The sequence below is a fragment of the Streptosporangium album genome, assembly GCF_014203795.1.
GTDB lineage: Bacteria > Actinomycetota > Actinomycetes > Streptosporangiales > Streptosporangiaceae > Streptosporangium > Streptosporangium album.
On the sequence record NZ_JACHJU010000002.1, the window covers coordinates 397,795 to 419,460 of the forward strand.

The window sequence follows — 21,666 nt, forward strand, 5'->3', positions numbered from 1 at the left end:
CGCCTCCGTCGTCCGGCTCCGAGCTGCCGGGGGGCCGGACTAGACTCACGGCGTGGCAGGCCGGATCAGTGACGAGGACATCGCGCTCGTGCGGGAGCGCTCGCCGATCGCCGACATCGTGGGTGAGCACATCCAGCTCCGCAACGCGGGCGGCGGAAACCTGAAGGGGCTCTGCCCCTTCCATGACGAGAAGAGCCCGTCCTTCAACGTCACCCCCACCCGCGGATACTGGTACTGCTTCGGCTGTGCCGAGGGCGGCGACGTCATCACCTTCGTCCGGCGGCTGGAGCACCTGTCGTTCGGGGAGGCCGTGGAGCGCCTGGCGAACCGGGCCGGCATCCAGCTCCGCTACGAGCAGGGCGGTTACGTCCCCGGCCGGGAGCAGGGCGAGCGGAGCCGGCTGATCGAGGCGCACCGGGCGGCGGCGGAGTTCTACGCTTCGAAGCTGGCCGGGCCGGACGCCGCGATCGGGCGCAAGTTCCTGTCGGAGCGCGGGTTCGAGCGGGCCGACGCCGAGCACTTCGGGGTGGGTTACGCCCCCGCCGAGTGGGAGGCGCTCTCGCGGCACCTGATGGCCCGGGGGTTCACCAGCGCGGAGCTGATCAAGGGCGGCCTGGCCAAGGAGGGGCGGCGGGGCCCGATCGACCGGTTCCGGGGGCGGCTGGTCTGGCCGATCCGTGACATCACCGGGGACGTGATCGGTTTCGGCGCGCGGAAGCTGAACGAGGCCGAGGACGGTCCTAAATACCTCAACACCCCCGAGAGCCCGCTCTACAAGAAGAGCGAGGTCCTCTACGGCATCGACCTGGCCAAACGGGAGATCTCCAAGCGTGCCCAGGCCGTGATCGTCGAGGGCTACACCGATGTGATGGCCTGTCATCTGTCGGGCCTGCCGACGGCTGTGGCCACCTGCGGCACCGCGTTCGGCGCGGAGCACATCAAGGTGCTGCGGCGGCTGCTGCTGGACCAGTCGGGGTCGCAGGGCGAGGTGATCTTCACCTTCGACGGTGACGCGGCGGGGCAGAAGGCGGCGCTGCGGGCCTTCGCCGACGAGCAGAAGTTCGTCACCCAGACCTTCGTGGCCGTCCAGCCCGACGGGCTCGACCCGTGCGACCTGCGTATGAAGCAGGGCGAAGCCGCCGTACGGGATCTGATCGCCAGCCGGGAGCCGCTGTTCGCCTTCGCGATCCGCAGCGTGATCTCCCGCTACGACGTGAGCACCAACGAGGGCCGGCTGTCGGCGCTGGACGCCGCCGCGCCGATCGTGGCCGCGATCAAGGACCGGGCCCTCCGCCAGCTCTACGGGGTGGACCTCGACCGGTGGCTGGGCTTCAACAACGAGCAGTTCGTCATGGGCCGGATCGCCGAGATCTCCGCCCCGCCCCAGTCGCGCCCGCAGCGGCCCACCGGGCCGCGGAAGGTCGCCGATCTCACCGATCCCGGCGTGCGGATCGAGGCCGAGGTGCTGAAGCTGGCCGTGCAGCGCCCCGCGCTGATCGGGCCCGGCTTCGACGCCATCGGCTCCGGGGCCTTCACGCTGCCCGAGCACGCCGCGCTCTACACGCTGGTCATGGAGGCCGGAGGCACCCCCGCGGCCGGGCACGGCGGCCGTGAATGGGTCGACCGGCTGCTGTCCGGGGTGACCGACGCGTTGCGCGGGGTGGTCACCCGGTTCGCGGTGGAGGAGCTGCGCGCGGACGTGGCGAGCGAGGAGCGCTACGCCTCGGCCATGCTGGCCGCGCTGGAGCTCGTCTCGGTGACCCGGGCGATCGAGCAGCTGAAGTCACGCATGCAGCGGACCAACCCGGTCGACGAGCAGCAGGCCTACAACCGGCTGTTCGGTGAGTTGGTCGCGCTGGAGCAGCAGCGGCGCGTGCTGAAGGAACGCGCCACCGGAAGCTGATCGCGTAATTGGCTTTAATTTCCATGCGCTGATTCGACCAAACCTTAATAAGGTCTCGGTTCGATAATGATCGGGGCCTTACCTTCGGTGACAAAAATAGGTCTGCCATTTTGGGGGCCCAATACAGCAGACTGTGTCCCGTGGGTGCATCGGTGCTGCCAAGTGGGCCGCCATCGGTAGACCAGGTGGCCGACCTCGTTGCGAAAGGAAGAGAGCGCGGAAGCGTCACGGTTGACGACGTGGCCGCCGCTCTCGACAGATCCGAGCTGCCGTCGGACGCGCTCGAACGCGTCGTCCGCATGCTCGCCGAGCACGGAGTGGAGGTCCTCGAGCCCCAGGGCGACGAGGAGACCACCCGCTCCGATGAGGAGGATGTCGGTAAAAGGGCTCCGACCAGCGATCTGGTCCGCATCTACCTGCGGGAGATCGGGCGGGTGCCCCTGCTCACGGCCGAGGAGGAGGTGGAGCTCGCCAAGTCCATCGAGGCGGGACTGTTCGCCGAGGACAAGCTGACGAGCGTCGTCTCGCGGCTGGCCTTTCCGGAGTTCAAGGAACTGGTCTGGCAGGGCACGCGGGCCAAGCAGCGGCTGATCGAGGCCAATCTGCGGCTCGTCGTATCGATCGCCAAAAGATATGTGGGGCGCGGGATGCTGTTCCTGGATCTGATCCAGGAGGGCAACCTCGGGCTCATCCGGGCGGTTGAGAAATTCGACTACACCAAGGGATACAAGTTCTCCACGTATGCCACGTGGTGGATTCGTCAGGCGATCACGCGGGCGATCGCCGACCAGGCGCGCACCATACGTATTCCGGTGCACATGGTCGAGACGATCAATAAGTTGGTCCGGGTGCAGCGCCAGCTCCACCAGGATCTCGGGCGCGAGCCGATGCCCGAGGAGATCGCACTGGAGATGGACCTCCCGATCGACCGGGTGGTCGAGATCCAGCGCATCGCCCAGGAGCCCGTCTCGCTGCAGTCGCCGATCGGTGAGGAGGATTCCGACCTCGGCGACTTCATCGAGGACGCGGACGCGGTCGTGCCGATGGAGGCCGCGGCCTTCATCATGCTGCAGGACCAGCTCGACGACATCCTCGCGACGCTGTCCGATCGTGAGCAGCGCATCATCCAGCTGCGCTTCGGTCTCGCCGACGGTCATCCCCGGACACTGGAGGAGGTCGGCCGGGAGTTCGGCGTGACGAGGGAGCGCATCCGGCAGATCGAGTCCAAGACCCTGGCCAAACTCCGCCATCCGACCCGAGCGCAGATGCTCCGCGACTATCTCGACTGAGATTCCGTACGGCGAAGGCCCCCTGGTTCTGTTCCCGGGGGCCTTCGCCGTTCTCCGGTCAGGTTCCCCGGCGGCCGGAGGTGGTGCTTGTCACATCGCTCTGGATGCCCCTGGATTGGCAATACGAGGTAAGGGGAAGCTAAGTTAGGGACGCCTAACTGACTATCGGGAGCCTCCTTGCCCTCCAATCTCCGCCCCGTCACCGCCCATGGTCTTCTCGCCGCCGCCGCACGCACCGCCCGCGGTCCGGCCGGTGAAGGTCTCGCCGCCGTCGCCGCGAGCTGATCCTTCCGGAAAGGGAAGACATGCCTGATCTCAGCCGACGCAGGCTCCTGACCGGGGCCGGCCTCGCCGTGGGCGCCGGCGCCGCCGCGGTCGCGGGAGCCGGTCTGGTACGACAGCCGGAACCGGCCCGGCCTGACCCCGCGGGCGTCGTGGTCCCGTTCTACGGCCCCCACCAGGCCGGTATCGCCACGCCGGTCCAGGACCGGCTGCACTTCGCCGCCTTCGACCTGAGCACCGACTCCCGCGAGGAGGTGGTGGCGATGCTGAAGGCGTGGACCGCCGCGGCCGCCCGGATGACCGCGGCGCAGGAGATCGGAGGTGGGGCCACGGGCACGGAGCTCGCCCCGCCGGACGACACCGGCGAGGCCATCGGCCTGCCCGCCTCACGGCTCACGCTGACCGTGGGCTTCGGCCCTTCGTTCTTCGACAAGCTCAAGCTGCCCAGGCCGGACCTGCTCAAGGAACTGCCGCACTTCCCCGCGGACAAGCTCGACCCGGCCCGCAGCGGTGGCGACCTCTGCGTGCAGGCGTGTGCCGACGACCCCCAGGTGGCGGTGCACGCCGTACGGAACCTGGTGCGCATCGGCTTCGGCACGGCCTCCATCCGGTGGTCCCAGCTCGGCTTCGGCAAGACGTCCTCGACCACGCCGGACGCGCAGACCCCGCGCAACCTGATGGGCTTCAAGGACGGCACCAACAACATCGCCGGCACCGACGGCAGGAAGCTGGACGAGCACGTCTGGGTGGGGGCCGAGGGGCCCGAGTGGATGCGCGGAGGCTCCTATCTGGTGGCCAGGCGGATCAGGATGCACGTCGAGACCTGGGACCGGAGTTCGCTGAAGGAACAGGAGGACGTCTTCGGCCGGACCAAGCGCGAGGGGGCCCCGTACGGAGGCGCGCGCGAGCATGATCCCGTGGTCCTGGACAAGATGCCGGTTGACGCCCACGTGCGGCTGGCCAACCCGGCCGCCCTGAGCGGGGTGACCATCCTGCGCCGGGGCTACTCCTTCACCGACGGCAGCGACGGCCTGGGGCGGCTGGACGCGGGCCTGTTCTTCCTGGCCTACCAGCGCGACCCCGAGAAGGGGTTCATCCCGATCCAGCGGGCTCTGGCGGCGAAGGACGCGCTTAACGAATACATCCAGCATGTCGGCTCCGGCATCTTCGCATGTCCGGGAGGGGTACGGCCGGGCTCGTTCTGGGGTGAGACGCTCCTGGCCTGACTGTGCGTCCGTCGGCGGCCAGGACGGCTTTAGGGCGTCTTTACATCCTCCTCGGCATCCTAAAAAGGATAATTGGGGGTAAATAGGATGCGGGTTCTGTTGGTCGAGGACGAGCCCAGGATCGTCGACATCGTGCGCCGGGGGCTCGCCGTTCACCACGTCGCCGTTGACGTCCGTGCCGACGGAATCCAGGGACTGCGTGCGGCGGTCGAGAACGACCACTACGACGTGATCATCCTTGACATCATGCTGCCGGGGCTCAGCGGTTACAACGTGGTCCGTGGCATGCGGGAACGGCGGATCTGGACGCCGGTGCTGATGCTCACCGCGAAGGATGGAGAGTACGACGAGGCCGACGCCTTCGACCTTGGCGCTGATGACTACCTGACCAAACCTTTCTCCTTTGTGGTGCTGGTGGCCAGGCTGCGGGCGCTGGCACGGCGCGGTGGGCACGAACGGCCCGTCATCATGACCGCGGGGGATCTGACGGTCGATCCGGCCCTGCGCAGGGTCGCCCGAGGAGATGTGGAGGTCGGTCTCACCCCGAGGGAGTATGAGGTGCTGGAGTTTCTCATGCGGCGCAAGGGGGAGGCCGTCGCCAAGAGCGACATTCTGGCCGGAGTCTGGGACGCCGACTACGAGGGCGGCGACAACGTGGTCGAGGTTTACGTGCGTTACCTGCGCAGGAAGCTCGATGAACCCTTCGGTAGATGTGCCATCCGGACCGTCCGTACGGTGGGATACGCGCTTGACCCGGCCGGAGGGTGACAGTGTCCCGGATCGGGGGCGGCGCAGGGGTGCGCTGGCGGACGACGCGGGTGGCCGTGCTGGTCACCGCCGTGGTCCTGGTGCTGGAGGCGATCGGCGGGGTGTTCGTCCTGCGGCGGATGCTGGTGGATTCGACGGCCGACACCCTGACCACCGGGGTGAGAGATCTCGCGAGCAAGGCGCGCCAGTCCGACGAGGGGGACCTCAAGGAAGTGACGTGGACGCTGCGCCGGAGCACGGGCGTCGCGCAGATCGTCGACGCGCAGGGCAAAGTCATCTGGGGATTCCCCGATGAGGCGCCCTTCACTCGCCTGCGTCCCTCGGCCGAGGGACGGACCGTCGTCGAGCAGACCGGAGGCATGCTCATGGCGGCCGAGCGCGTCGACGTCGCCGGCGCCTCCTACACGGTGATCGTCGCCGATTCGCTCCAGTCCGTCGACCTCACCACCTGGACGGCCCTTGGCCTGCTGGCCCTGGCTGTGCCGGTGTCGCTGTTGTTCGTCGGCGGGCTCACCTACCGGTTGTCGGGCCGGGCGCTGGCACCCGTCGAGGGAATCCGGCGGCAGGTCGCCTCGATCGGGGACGGCGACCTGTCCGCTCGAGTACCGGTCACCGGGACACGGGACGAGGTCGCGGGCCTGGCTGTCACGATGAACCAGATGCTGGCCAGGTTGGAATCGGCCCAGGCCGCTCAGCGGCGGTTTGTCGCTGATGCCAGCCACGAGCTGCGCAGCCCCCTGACCAGCGTGCTGGGCGGCCTCGAAATCGCCGAGCAGGACGGCTGGCATACCGAACCGGAGACCCTGCGGATGATGCAGATCGAGGCGGTACGGCTGCGCGATCTGGTAGACGACCTGCTGTTGCTTGCCCGTGCGGATGAGCGACGGCCTGGGACGCCACGCGAGGAGATCGATCTGGACGACGTCGTCGCCGAGGAACGGACGAGGCTCCGCCGTATGAGCACGCTCCTGGTACAGGCCCGTCTGGAACCGGTCAAGGTCACCGGAGACCGTCAGGCGCTCGTCCGGATGGTCCGCAACCTGGTGGACAACGCTGTCCGGCACACCCGCACCATGGTGACGCTGGTGGTGCGGCTCGACGGGGACATGGCGGTCGTGGAGGTGGCTGATGACGGTCCCGGCGTGCCGGAGGCGGATCGGGACCGTATCTTCGATCGGTTCGTCCGGGTGGACATGGCCAGGGACCGCGAAGCGGGCGGGGCGGGCCTCGGCCTCGCCATCGTGGCGGAGATCGCCCGTAGACACCATGCCCGGGTGGAGGTGGCGGACTCGCCGGGCGGTGGTGCTCTGTTCCGCGTCAGGCTCCCCCGGCGTGCCGGGTGACGTCCGGCTTCCCCTCAGGAGGGCCCATGGCCGTTGACAACCTGCCGATTCCCGTTCCCGGTCGTGTCGCCTGAGGTCCTGCCCGGCTGGAGAGCACGTCTGAAGGCGCCCGTCCTCTACGCGGCCGCTCGAGAGAGCCACGCGGAGGACGGACGCCGGAATCACCCGGTTCCGCGGCGGAGGGCCAGGCTGCGCCGTCTGGCCCTCCGCCGCGGGCCGACGGCTACTCGTTCTGCTGGCCTTGGTCGTCCTGCTGGTTCTGCTCGTCCTGCTCGTTTTCGTTCTGCCCGCTCTTTTCGTCCTGCTCGCCTTGCTCGTCCTGCTCGTCCTGCTCGCCTTGCTCGTCCTGCTCGTCCTGCTCGCCTTGCTCGTCCTGCTCGTCCTGCTCGCCTTGCTCGCCTTGCTCGCCTTGCTCGCCTTGCTCGTCCTGCTCGTTCTGCTCGTTCTCGTCCTGCTCGTTCTGCTCGTTCTGCTCGTTCTCGCTCTGCTCGCCCTGCTGGTTGTTCTGGTCGGGGTGCGCGGGGGTGGCGGTGCCGGTGCCCGGGGTCGGGGCCGGGGGAGTGTCGGCATTGGCCGCGGACACGGTGCCCGCCGCCCCCGCCAGGGTGACCAGGGAGAGCACACCGACGGCGATCTTCTTCTTGATGTTCACGAATGCCCCTTGCTGGATGGCTTCTCCGGTGACTGTCACCGGAGCCCTCAGATTGCACGCGGGGCCGATGAGAGTGACAACGCCTCTCAGGAGGCTTTAAGCCCTCTGCGGAGCTTTAGGAACACTAGGGCTGATAAACACTGTTATCTGGGTGAATATAGGCGCAGACTGGGCAAATGGAGGTGCGGTCGGCGATAGACGACGCCGCTCTCAGCCGCGAGGCGTGGTCCGTGCTCGACGCGAACTGGACGGGGTCGGCCACCGTGCCCGCGCCCGGTCTCTACCCCCACCAGTGGAACTGGGACGCGACCCTCGTCGCGGTCGGCCTGGCCCGATGCGACCCGCGGAGAGCGGGGACCGAACTGCTCAGCCTGATGGCCGGGCAATGGAGCACCGGCATGGTGCCGCACATCGTCTTCCAGCCGGCCCGCACCGAGGGCTACTTCCCGGGCCCCTCCGTCTGGCGCTCGCAGGAGCATCCGGCGTCGCCCAACCGGGTGGCCACCTCCGGGCTGACCCAGCCGCCGCTGCACGCCCTGGCCGTGTGGCGGGTGTGGCGGTACGCGGCAGACCGCGACGAGGCCGCCGCCCTCGTCCGCCGGCTGTACCCGATGCTGGCGGCCCAGCACGACTATCTCGCCGGGACCAGGGACCTGGGCGGCGGAGGGCTGGCCGCCATCGTGCACCCCTGGGAGTCGGGGATGGACGACAGTCCCGCGTGGGACGCCCCGATGGCCGCGCTGCCCCCGATCCACCACGCCTACCGGCGGGGCGGGCCTCCCAGCCATCATCTCGACACTTACCAGGACCGCTTCATCTGGCTGGCCACGCGTTACCGCGACACCGGCTACGACGGCGCCTACTTGCGTGAGGACCATCCGTTCGCGGTCGAGGACCCGATGTTCAACGGCATCTGGCTGGCCTCCTGCCAGATGCTCGCCGAAATGGCCCCGGTGGCGGGCGCGGACCCCGGGCCGTACCGGGAGGCGGCCGAGCGGATCCGTGCGGGGCTGCTGGAGCGGCTCTGGGCCGACGGCGTCTTCCGCTCGCGCGACCTGCGTAGCGGGCGGCTCAGCTCCGTGTGCACGGTCGGATGCTTCGGGCCGATGCTCGACCCCGGCCTGCCCTCCGACCGGGTGGAGAGGCTGGTGAGCGTGCTCGAGTCCCCCCGGTTCATGGGAGCCGCCGGGTATCCGGTGCCGAGCTGTGAGATCCGCGCAGCGCAGTTCGACCGGTCCCGCTACTGGCGGGGGCCCTCGTGGGTGAACACGAACTGGCTGCTGCGGCAGGCGCTGGCCGTACACGGCCTGACGGAGGCGGCGGGACTGCTCGGCGCGGCCACCTTGCGCATGGTCCGGCAGGCGGGATTCCGCGAGTGCTTCGACCCCTTCGACGGCAGCGGGCGAGGCGGCCGGGACTTCTCCTGGTCGGCCGCGCTCACCCTCGACCTGCTCACGGATAACGTTGCGCCATGAAGCTCTTCAACCGCATGCCCGCCGAGGTCCGCACCGCCGTCGCGCCGACCGACCGGGTGCTCACCTACGCCGGCGGGCCGGACGGCTACGTGATCGCCACGGACAGGGCGCTCTACCTGGGCGGCACCCGGCTGCCGTGGTTCCAGGTGGAGCGCGGCGTGTGGGACGAGCAGGGATTGACGGTCGTCACCACGGCGGGGGAGTCGCACCGCGCGCTGCTGCCCGAGCCTGGGCGGATCCCCGAGGCCGTACGGGAGCGGGTGACCGCCTCGATCCTGGTGAACCAGTACGCCCCGCTGGACGCGCGCGGGGGAGTCAGGCTGGTGGCCAGGAAGGCCGACGACGACCGGGTGATCTGGGAGTTCGTCTTCGACGCGGGGCTGGATCCCGCCGACCCCGGTCTGCGGGCACTCGCCGAGCAGGCGCTTGAGGAGATCCGCCGCAGCTTCGGCGTCTGATCTCGCCGACGCGGATCGGCCCCCGAAACCGCCGGCCGGAAAGGGGCAGGGACGCGCGGAAGGCCCCCGAGGGGGCCTTCCACAACCGGTCAGGGATGAGGGGCGTGGGCCCGCTCGTCCTCCGGCCAGCCGACTCCCGTCTCGTCGTGCTTCTGGGACTGCCAGCCGTTCTCCGACTGCAGGAACGGCAGCCGGTTCCTCGCCACGTGGGACATCTTGGTCCTGGCCACGTTGGTGACCTTCGAGATCCGTGCGCCCACCAGGCCCGCGGTCTCCTGCACCGAGGGATTGTCGGACACCCGCTGGGCGATCCGCTTGATCTCCTCGTAACGCTCCCGGCCGGCGCGGCTTCCCAGGACGTAGCCAATCGCGAGACCCACCCCGAACATCATTCGATAACGCATCTCCACCTCCACAGCCGTGCTCCGCCAGGCCCCTACCCACGGATCGCGCGTCCTCTCGGACCTACCCCGGTGTATCGATGCGACACACACGCGCAGAGTGCGCTAATCTATTCCTGCGCCGCAAGGAGCGGGGAAAACATCCCGCCCGAGCAGCGCAGAGCACGATCCCGTGTAGCTCAATCGGCAGAGCAGCCGGCTGTTAACCGGCAGGTTATAGGTTCGAGTCCTATCGCGGGAGCAACATTCGAAGGCCCTGGGAGTCAAGCTCCCGGGGCCTTCGCTCTTTTACGCCCTGATTTGGCAGACAAATCATCTTCCGTAATAGAAGATGACAGGCGCCGCGTCATGCGACCCCAGTCGGCGAGGATGACACGGCTGCCGCGGAACAACAGCGATCGCAGTGGGGCAAGGGCCACTGCACACAGGGCACCGCGCCGCCCGGAACGGCCGCCGTGCCCGTGAGCCACACATTGGTGGTTGTTCTGTGCTGACCTGGCGGAGGTCCCGGCGCCGTGCACCGGATCTGGTCCACGATGCCCAACGATCGGTATCCACGTTCTTGAAGACGAAGGGGCATGTTCCGGCCGTGCAAGAAACCGACATCGCGACGGCCGTGGACTTTCTGAGGTTGTTCCATGCCGAGAACCCGGTCGCGGGGCCGGTGAAACCCCGCCTGCGCGAGGTGCGGGCCGAGATCTACAGGACGGGGACCTACACGCACACCCCCGAGGAACTCGCCTTCGGCGCCCGGGTGGCCTGGCGCAACAGCTCCCGGTGCATCGGGCGGCTCTACTGGCAGTCGCTGCGGGTGCGCGACCGGCGGTGGGTGAACACGGCCGAGGGTGTGGCCGTGGAGTGCGTCAACCACCTGAGGGAGGCGGCGCCCAGCCGCAGGATCCGGCCGACGATCACGGTGTTCGCCCCGGACCGGCCGGGCCTGCCGGGGCCGAGGATCTGGAACGAGCAGCTGATCCGGTACGCCGGGTACGCGATGGACGACGGGTCCGTCGTCGGCGACCCCCGGTATGTGGACTTCACCACGATGGCATGCAAGCTCGGCTGGCCCGGAGGGCCGGGCACGCCCTTCGACGTCCTGCCGCTGTTCATCTCGGTGGGGGACGGGCGGCCGCTGATGTCCACGGTGCCCGGCGACGCCGTACTGGAGGTGCCGCTGTCCCACCCCTCCCACCCGTGGTTCGAAGAGCTCGGGCTGCGCTGGCACGCCGTACCGGCCATCTCCAACATGTGCCTGGAGATCGGTGGGATCCACTACGGGGCGGCACCGTTCAACGGCTGGTACATGGGCACCGAGATCGGCGCACGCAACCTCGCCGACACCGATCGCTACGACCTCATGCCGGCCGTCGCCCGCCGGCTGGGGCTGGACACCGCCAACGACCGCTCGCTCTGGCGCGACCAGGCCCTGCTGGAGATCAACATGGCTGTCCTGCACTCCTTCGAGCGGGCGGGGGTGACGATGACCGACCACCACACCGAGTCCGGCAGGTTCCTGACCCATCTGAAGCGCGAGGAGAACGCCGGCCGGGTCTGCCCGGCCGAGTGGAGCTGGATCGTGCCACCGATGTCGGGTTCCGCGACGCCGGTCTTCCACCGCTACTACGACGAGGCCGAGCTCTCGCCGAACTTCGTCCACCACCCCGACGCCCTGGAACGGGGACTCGGTCACGGAACGGTGCCGGGGCGGTAGTTCCGGCGGAACAGGACGGGACGCACTCGCGGGGATCCCCCTCGGGGTTCCGCCGTGCCGTGCCGTACGACGCCGGTGAGGCCGTACGGCACGGTACGGGACCGGTCCGGGAGGCGCGGGCGGTCAACTGGCCGTTCCGCCCGTCCGGGGGCGCCGTCCGCCCGGGACAGGCACGGAGTCGCCGGCGGGAGCCTGAACGGCTCCCCGGGCCCGCTCGCACGACGCTCTCGCCGGGAGAGGAGAAGGTATAGAACGATATTCTGCAGAACTCAGGGAAGAGGTGCGGAATGGTGGATCTGGTGCCGGCGTCGATCGAGCAGGGCGTGCTGACGCTGACGTTCAACCGGCCGGACCGGCTCAACGCCTGGACCGACGCGATGGGACGGCGATACTTCGACCGGCTCGCGGAGGCCGAACGGGACCCGGAAGTCCGGGTGATCGTCGTGACCGGTGCGGGGAGGGGCTTCTGTGCCGGCGCCGACTTCCAGACTCTCAACGCCATCCAGGACGGCTCTTATGAGGGGGAACCGGACAGGCGTCCCCCCACCTTCCCGACCACGATCGGCAAGCCGGTCATCGCGGCCGTCAACGGCGCCTGCGCCGGGCTCGGCATGGTGCACGCCCTGGTCTGCGACCTGGTCTTCACCGCGGCGGAGGCCAAGTGGACGACCGCCTTCGCCCGCCGCGGCCTGATCGCCGAGTACGGCCTGTCGTGGATCCTGCCCCGGCTCGCCGGCCAGGCGCGGGCCATGGACCTGCTGCTGTCCGGCCGCACGTTCACCGGTGCGGAGGCCTACGAGCTCGGCCTGGTCAACCGGTCGGTCCCCGGTGAGAGCCTGCTGGAGGAGACCGTGACCTACGCCCGAGAGCTGGCGACACACAGCTCGCCGGCGTCGATGGCCGTGATCAAGCGCCAGGTGTGGGGCGACGGGAGCCGGACCCTGGAGTCGGCGGAGTCCGCCGCCGTGCGCCTGATGGCCGAGTCCTTCACCCGCCCCGACTTCGCCGAGGGGGTGGCCAGTTTCGTCGAGCGCCGAGCCCCCGGCTTCCCGCCGTTGTAGGGCGTCGCCGTACGGCGGGCGGGGCGGTCAGGTCACCTGAGAGAGCCAGTGGGGGGCGGTGCTGAAGGGGGCGGTGCCCGTGGTGACGGCCTCCATGAGCAGGCCGGCCGTGGCGCGGGCGGTCTCGATGACGTCGGGGGGATAGGCGTAGCGGATCTGGTGCTCCGCGAACTCGTCCTCGTCGTCGAGGATGATCCGGCCGTCGCGCATGCGGATCACGTCCAGGTCGAGGTCGACCATGGTCACCTGGCCGTCGCTCCACTGGGGCACCGTGGAGATGTCGCAGTAGATCTCGGCCTTGTGCGGCGCGGCGTTGAAGGAGGCCGTCCACCAGGCGTCGCGGGGGAAGAGCATCACGAACGCGTGCTGCCAGGTGATCGGTGGCGCGATGCCCTTGCTGGCGCTGGCGCCGGCCAGGCACCCCGTCCAGACGCCGTGGTCGTCCTCGCCGAGGAGCAGGGCCCGGTGGTTCCAGTGCAGTGAGCCGTCGTACTTCCGATAGACCACATTCACCATCTCATGCGACATCCCTCGACAATAAGGCTTGACAGGTATTTATGTATTTCCTACCTTCTAACTAGGTTAAGAGTGTCAGTGCAAAGACCCGGCTAACTGACCGGCAACCCTCGCGCCGCGGCGGGGTGCCCCCGGGGAAGACCTGGCGGCACGGTGGGCGTGCCGCAAGCGCGGACCCCCCAACGGGTCACCGAGGCATGCCTGGGAGCAGTACATGTCCGAGATCACACTGAACTACGCCGCCGTATGAGACAGCCGGCCGATCGGCGCGGGACGCACCCCGCGCCGCAGGGTGAGGAGATCGCATGAGTGCCTCCATCGCCGTCGTCGGCGCAGGGCCGACCGGCACCTGCCTGGTGGAGCGGATCTGCGCCAACGCCGCCGACCTGCTCGACTGGCCGTCACTGGACATCCACGTGATCGACCCCTACCCGCCGGGCGGCGGGCGGGTCTGGCGCGCCGAGCAGCCCGAACTGCTCTGGATGAACTCCACCGCGGCCGACGTGACGCTGTTCACCGACGCGTCGGTCCAGTGCCGGGGCCCGATCCGCCCCGGCCCGTCGCTGGCCGAGTGGCTCGGCGGCGACCCCGGCGGATTCGCCTCCCGGCGGGTCCAGAACGCCTACCTCTCGCACGTCTTCCAGCACGCGGTCACCACCGCTCCCCGCGGCGTCCGGGTCCACGTCCACGCCACCCGCGCGCTGGACCTCGCCGACGTCCCCGGCGGGCAGGCGGTGAGGCTGGAGGACGGCCGGACGATCGAGGTGGACGCGGTGATCCTGGCCCAGGGGCACGGCGACGTGACCCCGACCGGGCAGGAGCGGGCGCTGGCGGGCCTGGCGGAGGCCGACGGGCTGCGCTACCTGCCCACCGGTTACACCGCCGACCTCGACCTGGACCAGGTGCCCGGCGGCGAGCCGGTGATCGTGCGGGGCATGGGGCTGGCCTCCGTCGACCTGACGGTGCTGCTCACCTCGGGCCGCGGCGGCCGCTTCATCCGTGAGTACGACGGGGAGCTGGTCTACCTGCCCAGCGGCCGGGAGCCGCTGCTTCAGCTGGGATCGCGCCGCGGCGTGCCGTACCACGCGAAGACCGGATACCCGTTCCGGGGCGCGCGCCCGCCGGTCCCGCGCTTCCTCACCGCGGCGGCGCTGGGCGAGGGGCCGTGGAACTTCCGCCGGGACGTGTGGCCGCTGGTCGCCAAGGAACTGGCCTTCGCGTACTACCACGAGCTCATCACCGCCCACCCGAGACGGTCCCGGATGGGCTGGCCGGAGTTCGAGGAGGCATACGCGGCCGAGGAGTGGCGCAGCGCCGGGATGCGGGCCCTGATCCGCAGGGCCGTACCACGGCATCTGGACCGGCTGGACTTCGACCGGCTGGACCGTCCGCTGGAGCGCATGCGGTTCGGCGACTCCGCGGGGCTGCGCAGGTGGATGAACGGCTACCTGGGCGCCGACCTGCAGCGACGCTCCGACCCCGCGCACAGCGCCGACCACGCCATGATCCTCGGGCTGCTGTCCGTCCACGGCGTCCTCGCCGAGCTGGGCGTCTCCGACCCGTGGTTCCACGGCTTCTTCAGCTACGTCGCCAGCGGCCCGCCCGGCCCTCGGCTGGAGGAGCTGCGGGCCCTCGCCGGGGCGGGGGTGGTCACCTTCCTCGGCGCGGACCTGAGGGTCGAGCACCGTGACCGGCGATGGTGGGCGCACAGTCCCACCGTCCCCGGCGGGATGGCGGCCCGGACCCTGATCGAGGCCCGGCTGCCCGCGCCCAGTGTGAGCCGGGCCACCGACCCGCTGATCTCCGCGCTCCGGGACCGGGGAGAGGCCGATGAGGACTCAGGGCTGCTGAAGGTACGGCCCGCCGACCGGCGCCTGCTGGACCGGTCGGACACCCCCCACCCCCGCAGGTTCGCCTTCGGACCGTGGGTCGTCGGCGGCCGGGCCACCGGCGGATTCGCCCGGCCCGGTCTCGACGCCCCGCTTTTCCGGCACGCCGACGCGCTCGCCCGGATCGTGCTGTCCGAGGCCGTCGCCACCCCGATCAGACATGTCGCCTGAGTCATCTGAGCCGTTGAGGAGAAGAGCGTGAAAGCGAGATGGGGCGTCCTGACGCTGGCCGGAGCACTGGCACTCACGGCGTGCGGAGCCCAGACGCAGGCCCCGGCGGCCGCGGTGGGCGGTAGCGGAGGCGACGGCGGGTCGCTGACCTGGGCGGTGGAGACGCAGCCCATCACGTTCAACCCCCAGCAGTGGGGCCAGAACAAGGCCCGCCTGCTGGTGCACAACCAGTTCGACTCGTTGATCGCCCGTGGGAGGAACGGCGAGTTCCTGCCGTGGCTGGCCACCTCCTGGGAGGTCTCCAAGGACGGCCTGACCTACACCTTCAAGCTCCGCGACGACGTCACCTTCCACGACGGGGAGAAGTTCGACGCGGCGTCGGTGAAGGCCAACCTCGACCAGTTCCTCGTGCCGGGCTACAACGCGGCGGTGGCCGCCATCCAGCTCCGCAACTTCGGCAGGGCCGAGGCGACCGGCACGCACACCCTCAAGGTCACGCTGAAGGCGCCGGACGGGCTGTTCCTGGACTTCCTCTCCTCGCCCTACGCCGGCCAGGTCTCCCCGAAGTCGCTGAAGAACGCCAAGGACCTCAAGGCCGGCGGTGTCGACGTCGTCGGCACCGGGCCGTTCATCCTTGACCGGTTCACGCCGGGCCAGGAGGTCCACTACCGGCGCAACCCGAACTACGACTGGCCGCCCACGGGCTCGGCCCACCAGGGCCCGGCATACCTGTCGGAGGTGACCTACCGCTTCCTGCCCGAGGCGGCGGTCCGGGTCGGCGCGCTCACCTCGGGCCAGGTCCAGGTGATCGAGGGCGTGCCCGCCACCGAGATCGGTCTCATCAAGGCCGACCCCCGGCTGAGGCTTGAGACGAGCCTCAACTCCGGCAGCGCCTTCTCCTACTACTTCAACGTCTCCCACGCCCCGTTCGACGACAGGCGGGTCCGCAAGGCGTTCCGGGACGCCGTCGACGTCGACACCGTGCTCGACTCGGTCTACCAGGGCACCGCCAAGCGGGCCTGGAGCATCATCGGCCAGGGCAGCCCGCAGTTCTACGACGCCTCGCTGGAGAACACCTTCGGCGGCAACCCGGCGCGGGCCAACAAGCTGCTCGACGAGGCCGGCTGGGACAGACGCGACGCCGAGGGCTTCCGGGTCAAGGACGGCAGGCGGCTGACCGTGCGGACCGTGGCCTCGGCCCCGTTCGTCAGGGACCGCCGCGACATCCTCGCCCAGGCGGTCCAGGCCGCGGTGAAACAGAGCAGCGGCATCGACTTCCAGGTCAGACTGGTCGACCAGGGCACCGCGCAGAAGGCCTACGACGACGACCAGTACGAGGTCTTCGAGAACTCGCGCGGCGACACCGACGCCGGGGCGGCGCTCAACCTGATCCTGCCGAAGGGCGCCGCGATCAACCGCACCCACTTCGAGAGCGCCGAGCTGGACGGGCTCCTCACCAAGGCGTCGGCCAGCTCCGACACCGCAGAACGCAGGGAGCTCTACGCCAAGGTGCAGAAGCTCGTCGCCGACGAGGCACTGATCCTCCCGCTCTACGTGCCCGCCGACCAGGTCGCCTACGGCGCCGGCGTCACCGGGCTCACCTTCGAGCCGGTCTCCGGCACCCCCAACAGCGCCTATGACATCCGGACAGGGACATGAGCACCCTCACACTCACCCGGCGGCGGGGGCTGGCCGTCGTCGGGTGGCTCGGCCCGGTGGCCCGGCGGCTCGGATCCGGCCTCGCCGTGCTCTGGGCCGCCGCCACCGCGGCCTACGTCTCGCTGCTGCTCGTCCCCGGCGACACCGTCGACGTCCTCATCGGCGACGGCCTCGACACCCCCGAGCGGCGGGCGCAGATCATCGCCGAATGGGGACTGGACCGCTCGGCCCTGCGGCAGTACGGCGACTACCTGGCCCGGCTGCTCCACGGCGACCTCGGCCACTCCTACATCCTGCAGCGCGGGGTCGGCGACATCCTGGCCTCACAGATCGGGCCGACGGTCCGGCTCGCTCTCACCGCAGCGCTCTTCGGGAGCGTCCTCGCCCTGGCGCTCGCGCTGACCACCGCCGGGCGACGGCCCTGGCTCGGCGGGCTGGCCGGCCTGTCGGAGCTGGTGGCGGTCTCGGTCCCGCCGTTCCTGATCGGGATCCTGCTGCTCGCCGTGTTCTCCTTCACCCTCGGCTGGTTCCCCGTCTCCGGAGACCAGGGCCCCGTCTCCCTGGTGCTGCCCGCCGTGGCGCTGAGCCTGCCGATCTGCGGCGTGCTCGGACAGGTGCTGCGCGAGGGACTGGAACGGGCGCTGGAGGAGCCGTTCGCGGTGACCGCGCGCTCGCGCGGCATCACCGAGCGGCGGCTCGTCGCCCGGCACGCCCTGCGGCACGCCCTGCTTCCGGCCGTCACCCTCACCGGCTGGTTCACCGGCACCCTGCTCGGCGGCGCGATCATCGTGGAGTCCGTGTTCGGCCGTCCCGGGCTCGGCCAGGTGACCCTCTCCGCGGTGACCGGCAAGGACATGCCGGTGGTGATGGCGGTCGTGCTGCTGTCGGCCCTGGTCTACGTCACGGTCAGCACGATCGTCGACCTCACCTACCTCGCGATCGACCCCCGCCTGAGGAGCAGCCGATGAGCGCCGTACCCGTGTCCGAAAGAGGGCGAGGCCCTTCACCCGTCCCTTCGCCGGTCCTTCCTCTGCCCCTTTCGCCGGCCCTTTCAGCCGTCCCCGAGCCGGGGGTCTGGGCCCGGGCCCCCCGATGACGGCCCTCTCCCAGGCGCCGCCGGTCACGGCCGCCGCCTCCATCCCCGCCGGCCGCCGGTACGGCGTGCGGCCATGGCTGGCCGTCCCCCTGCTGTTCCTGGCCCTCGCCGCGGTCGCCGCCCTGGCCCCGGGGCTGCTGAGCGGCGTGGACCCCCTGGCCGCCGACCCGCTGCACGCGCTCGCCGGGCCGAGCGCCGGACACTGGTTCGGCACCGACCACCTCGGCAGGGATGTGCTGGCCCGGGTCGTCCACGGCGCCGGGCACTCCCTGGGCATCGGCGCCGCCGCGATCCTGTTCGCCGCCGGGGCCGGCACCCTGCTGGGCATGCTGGCCGGGCTGTCCCCCCGCTACCTCGACGAGCTGCTCAGCCGCCTGTTCGACGTGCTGGCCACCTTCCCCGAACTGCTGCTGGCCCTGCTGGTCATCGCGATCACCGGCACCGGCACCGGCAACGTCATCCTCGCCATCGGCCTGGCCCAGGTGCCCAACTACGCCCGTGTGATCAGGGCACAGACCTTCGTCGTCCGTCGATCCGGCTACGTCGAGCAGGCGGTCACCTTCGGCCTGCGCCGGCCGGTCCTGGTCCTGCGCCACGTGCTGCCCAACGTCCTGGGCCCCCTGCCGGTGCTCGCCACGATCGGCATGGGCACCGCCATCATCGCCACCTCGGGGCTCAGCTTCCTCGGCATGGGCCCGCAGCCGCCCAGCCCGGAGTGGGGCTCGATGCTCTCGGAGGCGCGCAACTACCTGCGTGTCGCCTGGTGGACGGCGCTCTTCCCCGGTCTCGCCGTCACGCTGACCGTCATCAGCCTCACTCTGGCCGGACGCCACCTGCAGCGCCGTTTCGAAGGGAGACACCGGTGAGTCTCATCGAGATCGAGGACCTGCGGGTCACCTTCCCCGCCTCCGGGGTGCGGGCCGTACGGGGCGTGAGCCTCTCGATCGCGGCGGGCGAGTGCGTGGCGATCGTGGGGGAGTCGGGTTCCGGCAAGAGCGTCACCGCCAGGACCCTGGTGGGGCTGACCGGTCCCGGCGCCGCGGTGACCGCGGGGAGGTTCACCGTGAAGGGCGGGGACGCGCTCCGGTTCGGAGCGCGCGACTGGCGGCGGCTGCGCGGCCGGTTCGCGGGTCTGGTGCTGCAGGACGCCCTCGTCTCCCTCGACCCGCTCCGCACGGTCGGCGATGAGATCGCCGAGGTGCTCGCCGCCCATGACGTGGTGCCGCGCGCCGGCCGCGGGGCGAAGGTGATCGAGCTGCTCGACGCGGTCGGGGTGCCGGAGCCGGAGGTGCGTGCCCGGCAGTACCCCCATCAGCTCTCCGGAGGGCTGCGCCAGCGCGCCCTCATCGCCTCGGCCATCGCCGCCGATCCGCCGTTGATCATCGCGGACGAGCCGACGACGGCGCTCGACGTCACCGTGCAGGCCCAGATCCTGCGCCTGCTCGCCGCACGCAGGGCCGCCGGCACCGCGCTGCTCATGATCAGCCATGACCTGGCCGTGGTCTCCTCCATCGCCGACCGGGTGCTGGTCATGAAGGACGGCGTGGTCGTCGAGGAGGGGCCGACCGTCCGCGTGCTGTCCACGCCCGAGCACGACTACACCCGGCTGCTGCTGGCCGCCGTCCCCTCGGCCGCCTCGCGCGGCACCCGGCTGTCCGCCGTCGCCGCCGGAGGCGTCTCCCTGCGCGCACCGTTGCCCGAGCGGACCGTGGACCGCGGCGCGCCGGTCGTGCGGGTCTCGGGCCTGTCCGCCGGGTACGGCTCCCGACGCGTGGTGGACGACGTCTCCTTCGAGGCCCACCCCGGTGAGACCGTCGGCATCGTGGGGGAATCGGGCTCGGGCAAGACCACCGTCGCCCGGCTCGTGCTGGGCCTGCTGACCCCCCTCTCCGGCGAGGTGCGGCTGGACGGCGCGCCCTGGTCGGCGCTCTCCGAGCGCGGGCGCCGTCCCCGCCGGTCCGCCATCCAGGTGATCTCCCAGAACCCGCTCGACTCCTTCGACCCCCGCTACACCGTCGGCCGCCTGGTCGCCGAGCCCCTCGGCAGGTCTTTCCCGGACCGGAAGGCCCGGGTGGCCGAGCTGCTGGAGCGGGTGGGCCTGCCGGCCGACATCGCCGGACGGCACCCCCGGCGACTCTCCGGCGGGCAGCGCCAGCGGGTGGCCATCGCCAGGGCCCTCGCGCCCCGGCCCCGCGTCATCGTCTGCGACGAGCCCGTATCCGCGCTGGACGTGTCGGTCCAGGCCCAGGTGCTCGACCTGCTCGCGGAGATCCAGGCGGCCGACGGGACGGCCCTGATCTTCATCTCCCACGACCTCGGGGTGGTGCACCACATCAGCGACCGGGTGCTGGTCATGCGTGAGGGCCGGGTGGTGGAGGAGGGACATGTGGACGAGGTGTTCTTCATCCCCAAGCACGACTACACCCGTGAGCTGCTCGGCGCGGTGCCCACGCTCGTGTCCGCGGAGCCCTGACCGGTCGGGCCGGGCCGGTGGGGGCCGCCGGGGCCCTCATCTGAGGGGTGGAGGGCGGCGGGTTCCCGGCTCGACGGGCCGGCCTCGGCATGCGCCCGGCCGAGCCGGCGGACGTCGGGCAGGGCCAGCACCCCCAGGCAGGAGAGGGCGATCAGTGCCGCCGCGCCGTACAGCGTGGGGGCCGTCCCCGCCACCGCGGACAGCGGGCCGGCCAGGGCCATGCCGAGCGGCATCAGCCCCAGGGAGAGCATCCAGTCGTAGGCCGACACCCGTGAGATCGCCTCGGCGGGGATGTGCTCCTGCACAGCGGTCTCCCAGAAGGGGGACATGACCGCCAGGCCGCCGGTCATCAGCCCGTAGGCCGCCGCGACGACCAGGGCGGGCGCCCCGGCGGCGAGCGTGACCAGCGGGAGCGCGCCGAGCGCGAGCGCGAGGTTGGCCGCCACGAGGGGGCTGCGCGGTCTGGCTCGCAGCGCGAGCAACGCCCCGCAGAGGGCGCCGACCGTGCCGCCCTGCACGATCGTCCCCCAGGCCAGCTGACCGCCGAGGCCGGTGACGGCGATCAGCGGGCCGAGCGTGATCAGGAAGCAACGGCCCAGGTTCCACAGTGCGTGGCCGATGAGGTTCGTCCAGTACCACCGGTGGCGGCGCAGCACGGTCCAGCCCTCGGCGAGCTGCCTGCCGAACCGCTCGCGCGGCGCGGACGGGATCGGCGCGAGCCGCAGGCGGCCCAGCAGCACCGCGCTGACCGCGAACGTCGCGGCGTCGAGGATCAGCGCCCAGCCCGGCCCGGCGGTCAGTGCGAGGGCGGTGGCGATCCCGGGACCGAGCAGCATGGATCCGCGCTTGGCGATCGCCATGAGCGCGTTGGCCCGGGCCAGATGCTCGGCGTCGACGGTGGCGGGCACCAGCCCGGTGGTGGCGGGCAGGAAGAACGCCGTCGCCGCGCCGCAGATCGCGGCGAGCACCGCCAGATGGACGATGTCGACCGTTCCGGTGATCAGTTCGATGCCGATGGCGGTGTAGGCGAGTCCGCGGACCACGTCGGCGGTCAGCATCACCCGCTGGCGGGGGAGCCGGTCGGCCCAGACGCCGCCGGGCAGCATCAGCGCCACCGTGGCCGTCGACTGGGCGGCCAGAACCAGACCGAGGTCGGTGGCGGAGCCCGTCGCGGTGATGATCGCCAGGGCGAGGGCGACGGGGGTGACGGCGTCGCCGATGTGCGACAGGGCCTGGCCGGTCCAGAGCAGGCGGAAGCGTGGATCTCGCAAGGGGGTCATGAGGGGAAAATAC

General features: G+C 70.6%; 18 protein-coding genes, 1 tRNA gene and 1 riboswitch. Of the genes, 15 read left to right on the forward strand and 4 right to left on the reverse strand.

Going from position 1 to position 21,666, the window contains the following annotated elements:
- The first annotated feature begins 52 nt into the window (after positions 1-52).
- The 5 genes from dnaG to FHR32_RS25505 all read left to right on the forward strand — a co-directional run bounded on the left by dnaG (position 53) and on the right by FHR32_RS25505 (position 6,811).
- A complete protein-coding gene (gene dnaG, locus FHR32_RS25485; RefSeq protein WP_184757034.1) occupies positions 53-1,903 on the forward strand; it encodes a DNA primase in 1,851 nt (616 codons plus the stop codon).
- 185 nt (positions 1,904-2,088) lie between these two features.
- The gene (gene rpoD / locus FHR32_RS25490) at positions 2,089-3,192 is read left to right on the forward strand and encodes an RNA polymerase sigma factor RpoD (protein WP_376773382.1); all 1,104 of its coding nucleotides are present in this window, start codon (positions 2,089-2,091) and stop codon (positions 3,190-3,192) included.
- 305 nt (positions 3,193-3,497) lie between these two features.
- Positions 3,498-4,700: an iron uptake transporter deferrochelatase/peroxidase subunit gene (gene efeB, locus FHR32_RS25495; protein WP_184757035.1), complete on the forward strand. Its 1,203-nt coding sequence runs from the start codon at positions 3,498-3,500 to the stop codon at positions 4,698-4,700.
- An 87-nt stretch (positions 4,701-4,787) separates the two neighbouring features.
- On the forward strand, positions 4,788-5,468 hold the full coding sequence (locus tag FHR32_RS25500; protein WP_184757036.1) for a response regulator transcription factor: 681 nt from the start codon (positions 4,788-4,790) through the stop codon (positions 5,466-5,468).
- A 2-nt stretch (positions 5,469-5,470) separates the two neighbouring features.
- Positions 5,471-6,811: a sensor histidine kinase gene (locus tag FHR32_RS25505; RefSeq protein ID WP_184757037.1), complete on the forward strand. Its 1,341-nt coding sequence runs from the start codon at positions 5,471-5,473 to the stop codon at positions 6,809-6,811.
- 223 nt (positions 6,812-7,034) lie between these two features.
- Here the strand turns inward: FHR32_RS25505 and FHR32_RS25510 are convergent, their stop codons facing one another.
- Positions 7,035-7,463, reverse strand: coding sequence for a hypothetical protein (locus FHR32_RS25510; protein WP_184757038.1), 429 nt, complete (start codon positions 7,461-7,463; stop codon positions 7,035-7,037).
- Between the two features lie 176 nt (positions 7,464-7,639).
- Here FHR32_RS25510 and FHR32_RS25515 point away from each other — a divergent pair, with 176 nt between their 5' ends.
- Positions 7,640-8,938, forward strand: coding sequence for an MGH1-like glycoside hydrolase domain-containing protein (locus FHR32_RS25515; protein WP_184757039.1), 1,299 nt, complete (start codon positions 7,640-7,642; stop codon positions 8,936-8,938).
- Positions 8,935-9,396 (forward strand): hypothetical protein, encoded by a 462-nt coding sequence (locus FHR32_RS25520; RefSeq protein WP_184757040.1) that lies wholly within the window; start codon positions 8,935-8,937, stop codon positions 9,394-9,396. Before FHR32_RS25515 ends, FHR32_RS25520 begins: the two co-directional genes overlap by 4 nt.
- 89 nt (positions 9,397-9,485) lie before the next feature.
- Here FHR32_RS25520 and FHR32_RS25525 read toward each other — a convergent pair whose 3' ends face one another.
- Positions 9,486-9,785 carry a YtxH domain-containing protein gene (locus FHR32_RS25525; protein ID WP_376773405.1) on the reverse strand — a complete coding sequence of 100 codons (300 nt, stop codon included), beginning with the start codon at positions 9,783-9,785 and terminating at the stop codon, positions 9,486-9,488.
- Between the two features lie 180 nt (positions 9,786-9,965).
- Here FHR32_RS25525 and FHR32_RS25530 point away from each other — a divergent pair.
- The 3 genes from FHR32_RS25530 (at position 9,966) to FHR32_RS25540 (ending at position 12,569) form a co-directional block, all read left to right on the forward strand.
- Positions 9,966-10,038, forward strand: a tRNA-Asn gene (locus FHR32_RS25530).
- Between the two features lie 348 nt (positions 10,039-10,386).
- Positions 10,387-11,508 carry a nitric oxide synthase oxygenase gene (locus FHR32_RS25535; RefSeq protein WP_184757042.1) on the forward strand — a complete coding sequence of 374 codons (1,122 nt, stop codon included), beginning with the start codon at positions 10,387-10,389 and terminating at the stop codon, positions 11,506-11,508.
- Positions 11,509-11,795: 287 nt separating this feature from the next.
- On the forward strand, positions 11,796-12,569 hold the full coding sequence (locus tag FHR32_RS25540) for an enoyl-CoA hydratase (RefSeq protein WP_184757043.1): 774 nt from the start codon (positions 11,796-11,798) through the stop codon (positions 12,567-12,569).
- 27 nt (positions 12,570-12,596) lie between these two features.
- On the opposite strand, the gene FHR32_RS46130 is transcribed toward FHR32_RS25540, so the two are convergent.
- The gene (locus FHR32_RS46130) at positions 12,597-13,097 is read right to left on the reverse strand and encodes a DUF402 domain-containing protein (RefSeq protein ID WP_184757044.1); all 501 of its coding nucleotides are present in this window, start codon (positions 13,095-13,097) and stop codon (positions 12,597-12,599) included.
- Between the two features lie 52 nt (positions 13,098-13,149).
- Positions 13,150-13,262: riboswitch (SAM riboswitch) on the forward strand.
- 128 nt (positions 13,263-13,390) lie between these two features.
- On the opposite strand from FHR32_RS46130, the gene FHR32_RS25550 reads away from it, so the two are divergent.
- The 5 genes from FHR32_RS25550 (at position 13,391) to FHR32_RS25570 (ending at position 20,373) form a co-directional block, all read left to right on the forward strand.
- Positions 13,391-15,145, forward strand: coding sequence for an FAD/NAD(P)-binding protein (locus FHR32_RS25550; RefSeq protein WP_184757045.1), 1,755 nt, complete (start codon positions 13,391-13,393; stop codon positions 15,143-15,145).
- Positions 15,146-15,172: 27 nt separating this feature from the next.
- The gene (locus FHR32_RS25555) at positions 15,173-16,804 is read left to right on the forward strand and encodes an ABC transporter substrate-binding protein (RefSeq protein WP_312882698.1); all 1,632 of its coding nucleotides are present in this window, start codon (positions 15,173-15,175) and stop codon (positions 16,802-16,804) included.
- Positions 16,801-17,772, forward strand: a complete 972-nt coding sequence (locus FHR32_RS25560) for an ABC transporter permease (protein ID WP_184757046.1) — start codon at positions 16,801-16,803, stop codon at positions 17,770-17,772. Before FHR32_RS25555 ends, FHR32_RS25560 begins: the two co-directional genes overlap by 4 nt.
- Positions 17,773-17,896: 124 nt before the next feature.
- Positions 17,897-18,766, forward strand: a complete 870-nt coding sequence (locus FHR32_RS25565; RefSeq protein ID WP_184757047.1) for an ABC transporter permease — start codon at positions 17,897-17,899, stop codon at positions 18,764-18,766.
- On the forward strand, positions 18,763-20,373 hold the full coding sequence (locus FHR32_RS25570; RefSeq protein WP_184757048.1) for a dipeptide ABC transporter ATP-binding protein: 1,611 nt from the start codon (positions 18,763-18,765) through the stop codon (positions 20,371-20,373). Before FHR32_RS25565 ends, FHR32_RS25570 begins: the two co-directional genes overlap by 4 nt.
- Here the strand turns inward: FHR32_RS25570 and FHR32_RS25575 are convergent.
- The gene (locus FHR32_RS25575; protein ID WP_184757049.1) at positions 20,319-21,653 is read right to left on the reverse strand and encodes an MFS transporter; all 1,335 of its coding nucleotides are present in this window, start codon (positions 21,651-21,653) and stop codon (positions 20,319-20,321) included. The two genes, FHR32_RS25570 and FHR32_RS25575, sit on opposite strands and share 55 nt — an antisense overlap.
- Between the last annotated feature and the right edge of the window lie 13 nt (positions 21,654-21,666).

Bases quoted from the DNA above. Each gene is read 5' to 3' on its own strand.
- efeB (WP_184757035.1), top strand. From the start codon at position 3,498: ATGCCTGATCTCAGCCGACGCAGGCTCCTGACCGGGGCCGGCCTCGCC.
- FHR32_RS25500 (WP_184757036.1), top strand. From the start codon at position 4,788: ATGCGGGTTCTGTTGGTCGAGGACGAGCCCAGGATCGTCGACATCGTG.
- FHR32_RS25515 (WP_184757039.1), top strand. From the start codon at position 7,640: ATGGAGGTGCGGTCGGCGATAGACGACGCCGCTCTCAGCCGCGAGGCG.
- FHR32_RS25520 (WP_184757040.1), top strand. From the start codon at position 8,935: ATGAAGCTCTTCAACCGCATGCCCGCCGAGGTCCGCACCGCCGTCGCG.
- FHR32_RS25525 (WP_376773405.1), bottom strand. From the start codon at position 9,785: ATGTTCGGGGTGGGTCTCGCGATTGGCTACGTCCTGGGAAGCCGCGCC.
- FHR32_RS25540 (WP_184757043.1), top strand. From the start codon at position 11,796: ATGGTGGATCTGGTGCCGGCGTCGATCGAGCAGGGCGTGCTGACGCTG.
- FHR32_RS46130 (WP_184757044.1), bottom strand. From the start codon at position 13,097: ATGTCGCATGAGATGGTGAATGTGGTCTATCGGAAGTACGACGGCTCA.
- FHR32_RS25550 (WP_184757045.1), top strand. From the start codon at position 13,391: ATGAGTGCCTCCATCGCCGTCGTCGGCGCAGGGCCGACCGGCACCTGC.
- FHR32_RS25560 (WP_184757046.1), top strand. From the start codon at position 16,801: ATGAGCACCCTCACACTCACCCGGCGGCGGGGGCTGGCCGTCGTCGGG.
- FHR32_RS25565 (WP_184757047.1), top strand. From the start codon at position 17,897: ATGACGGCCCTCTCCCAGGCGCCGCCGGTCACGGCCGCCGCCTCCATC.
- FHR32_RS25575 (WP_184757049.1), bottom strand. From the start codon at position 21,653: ATGACCCCCTTGCGAGATCCACGCTTCCGCCTGCTCTGGACCGGCCAG.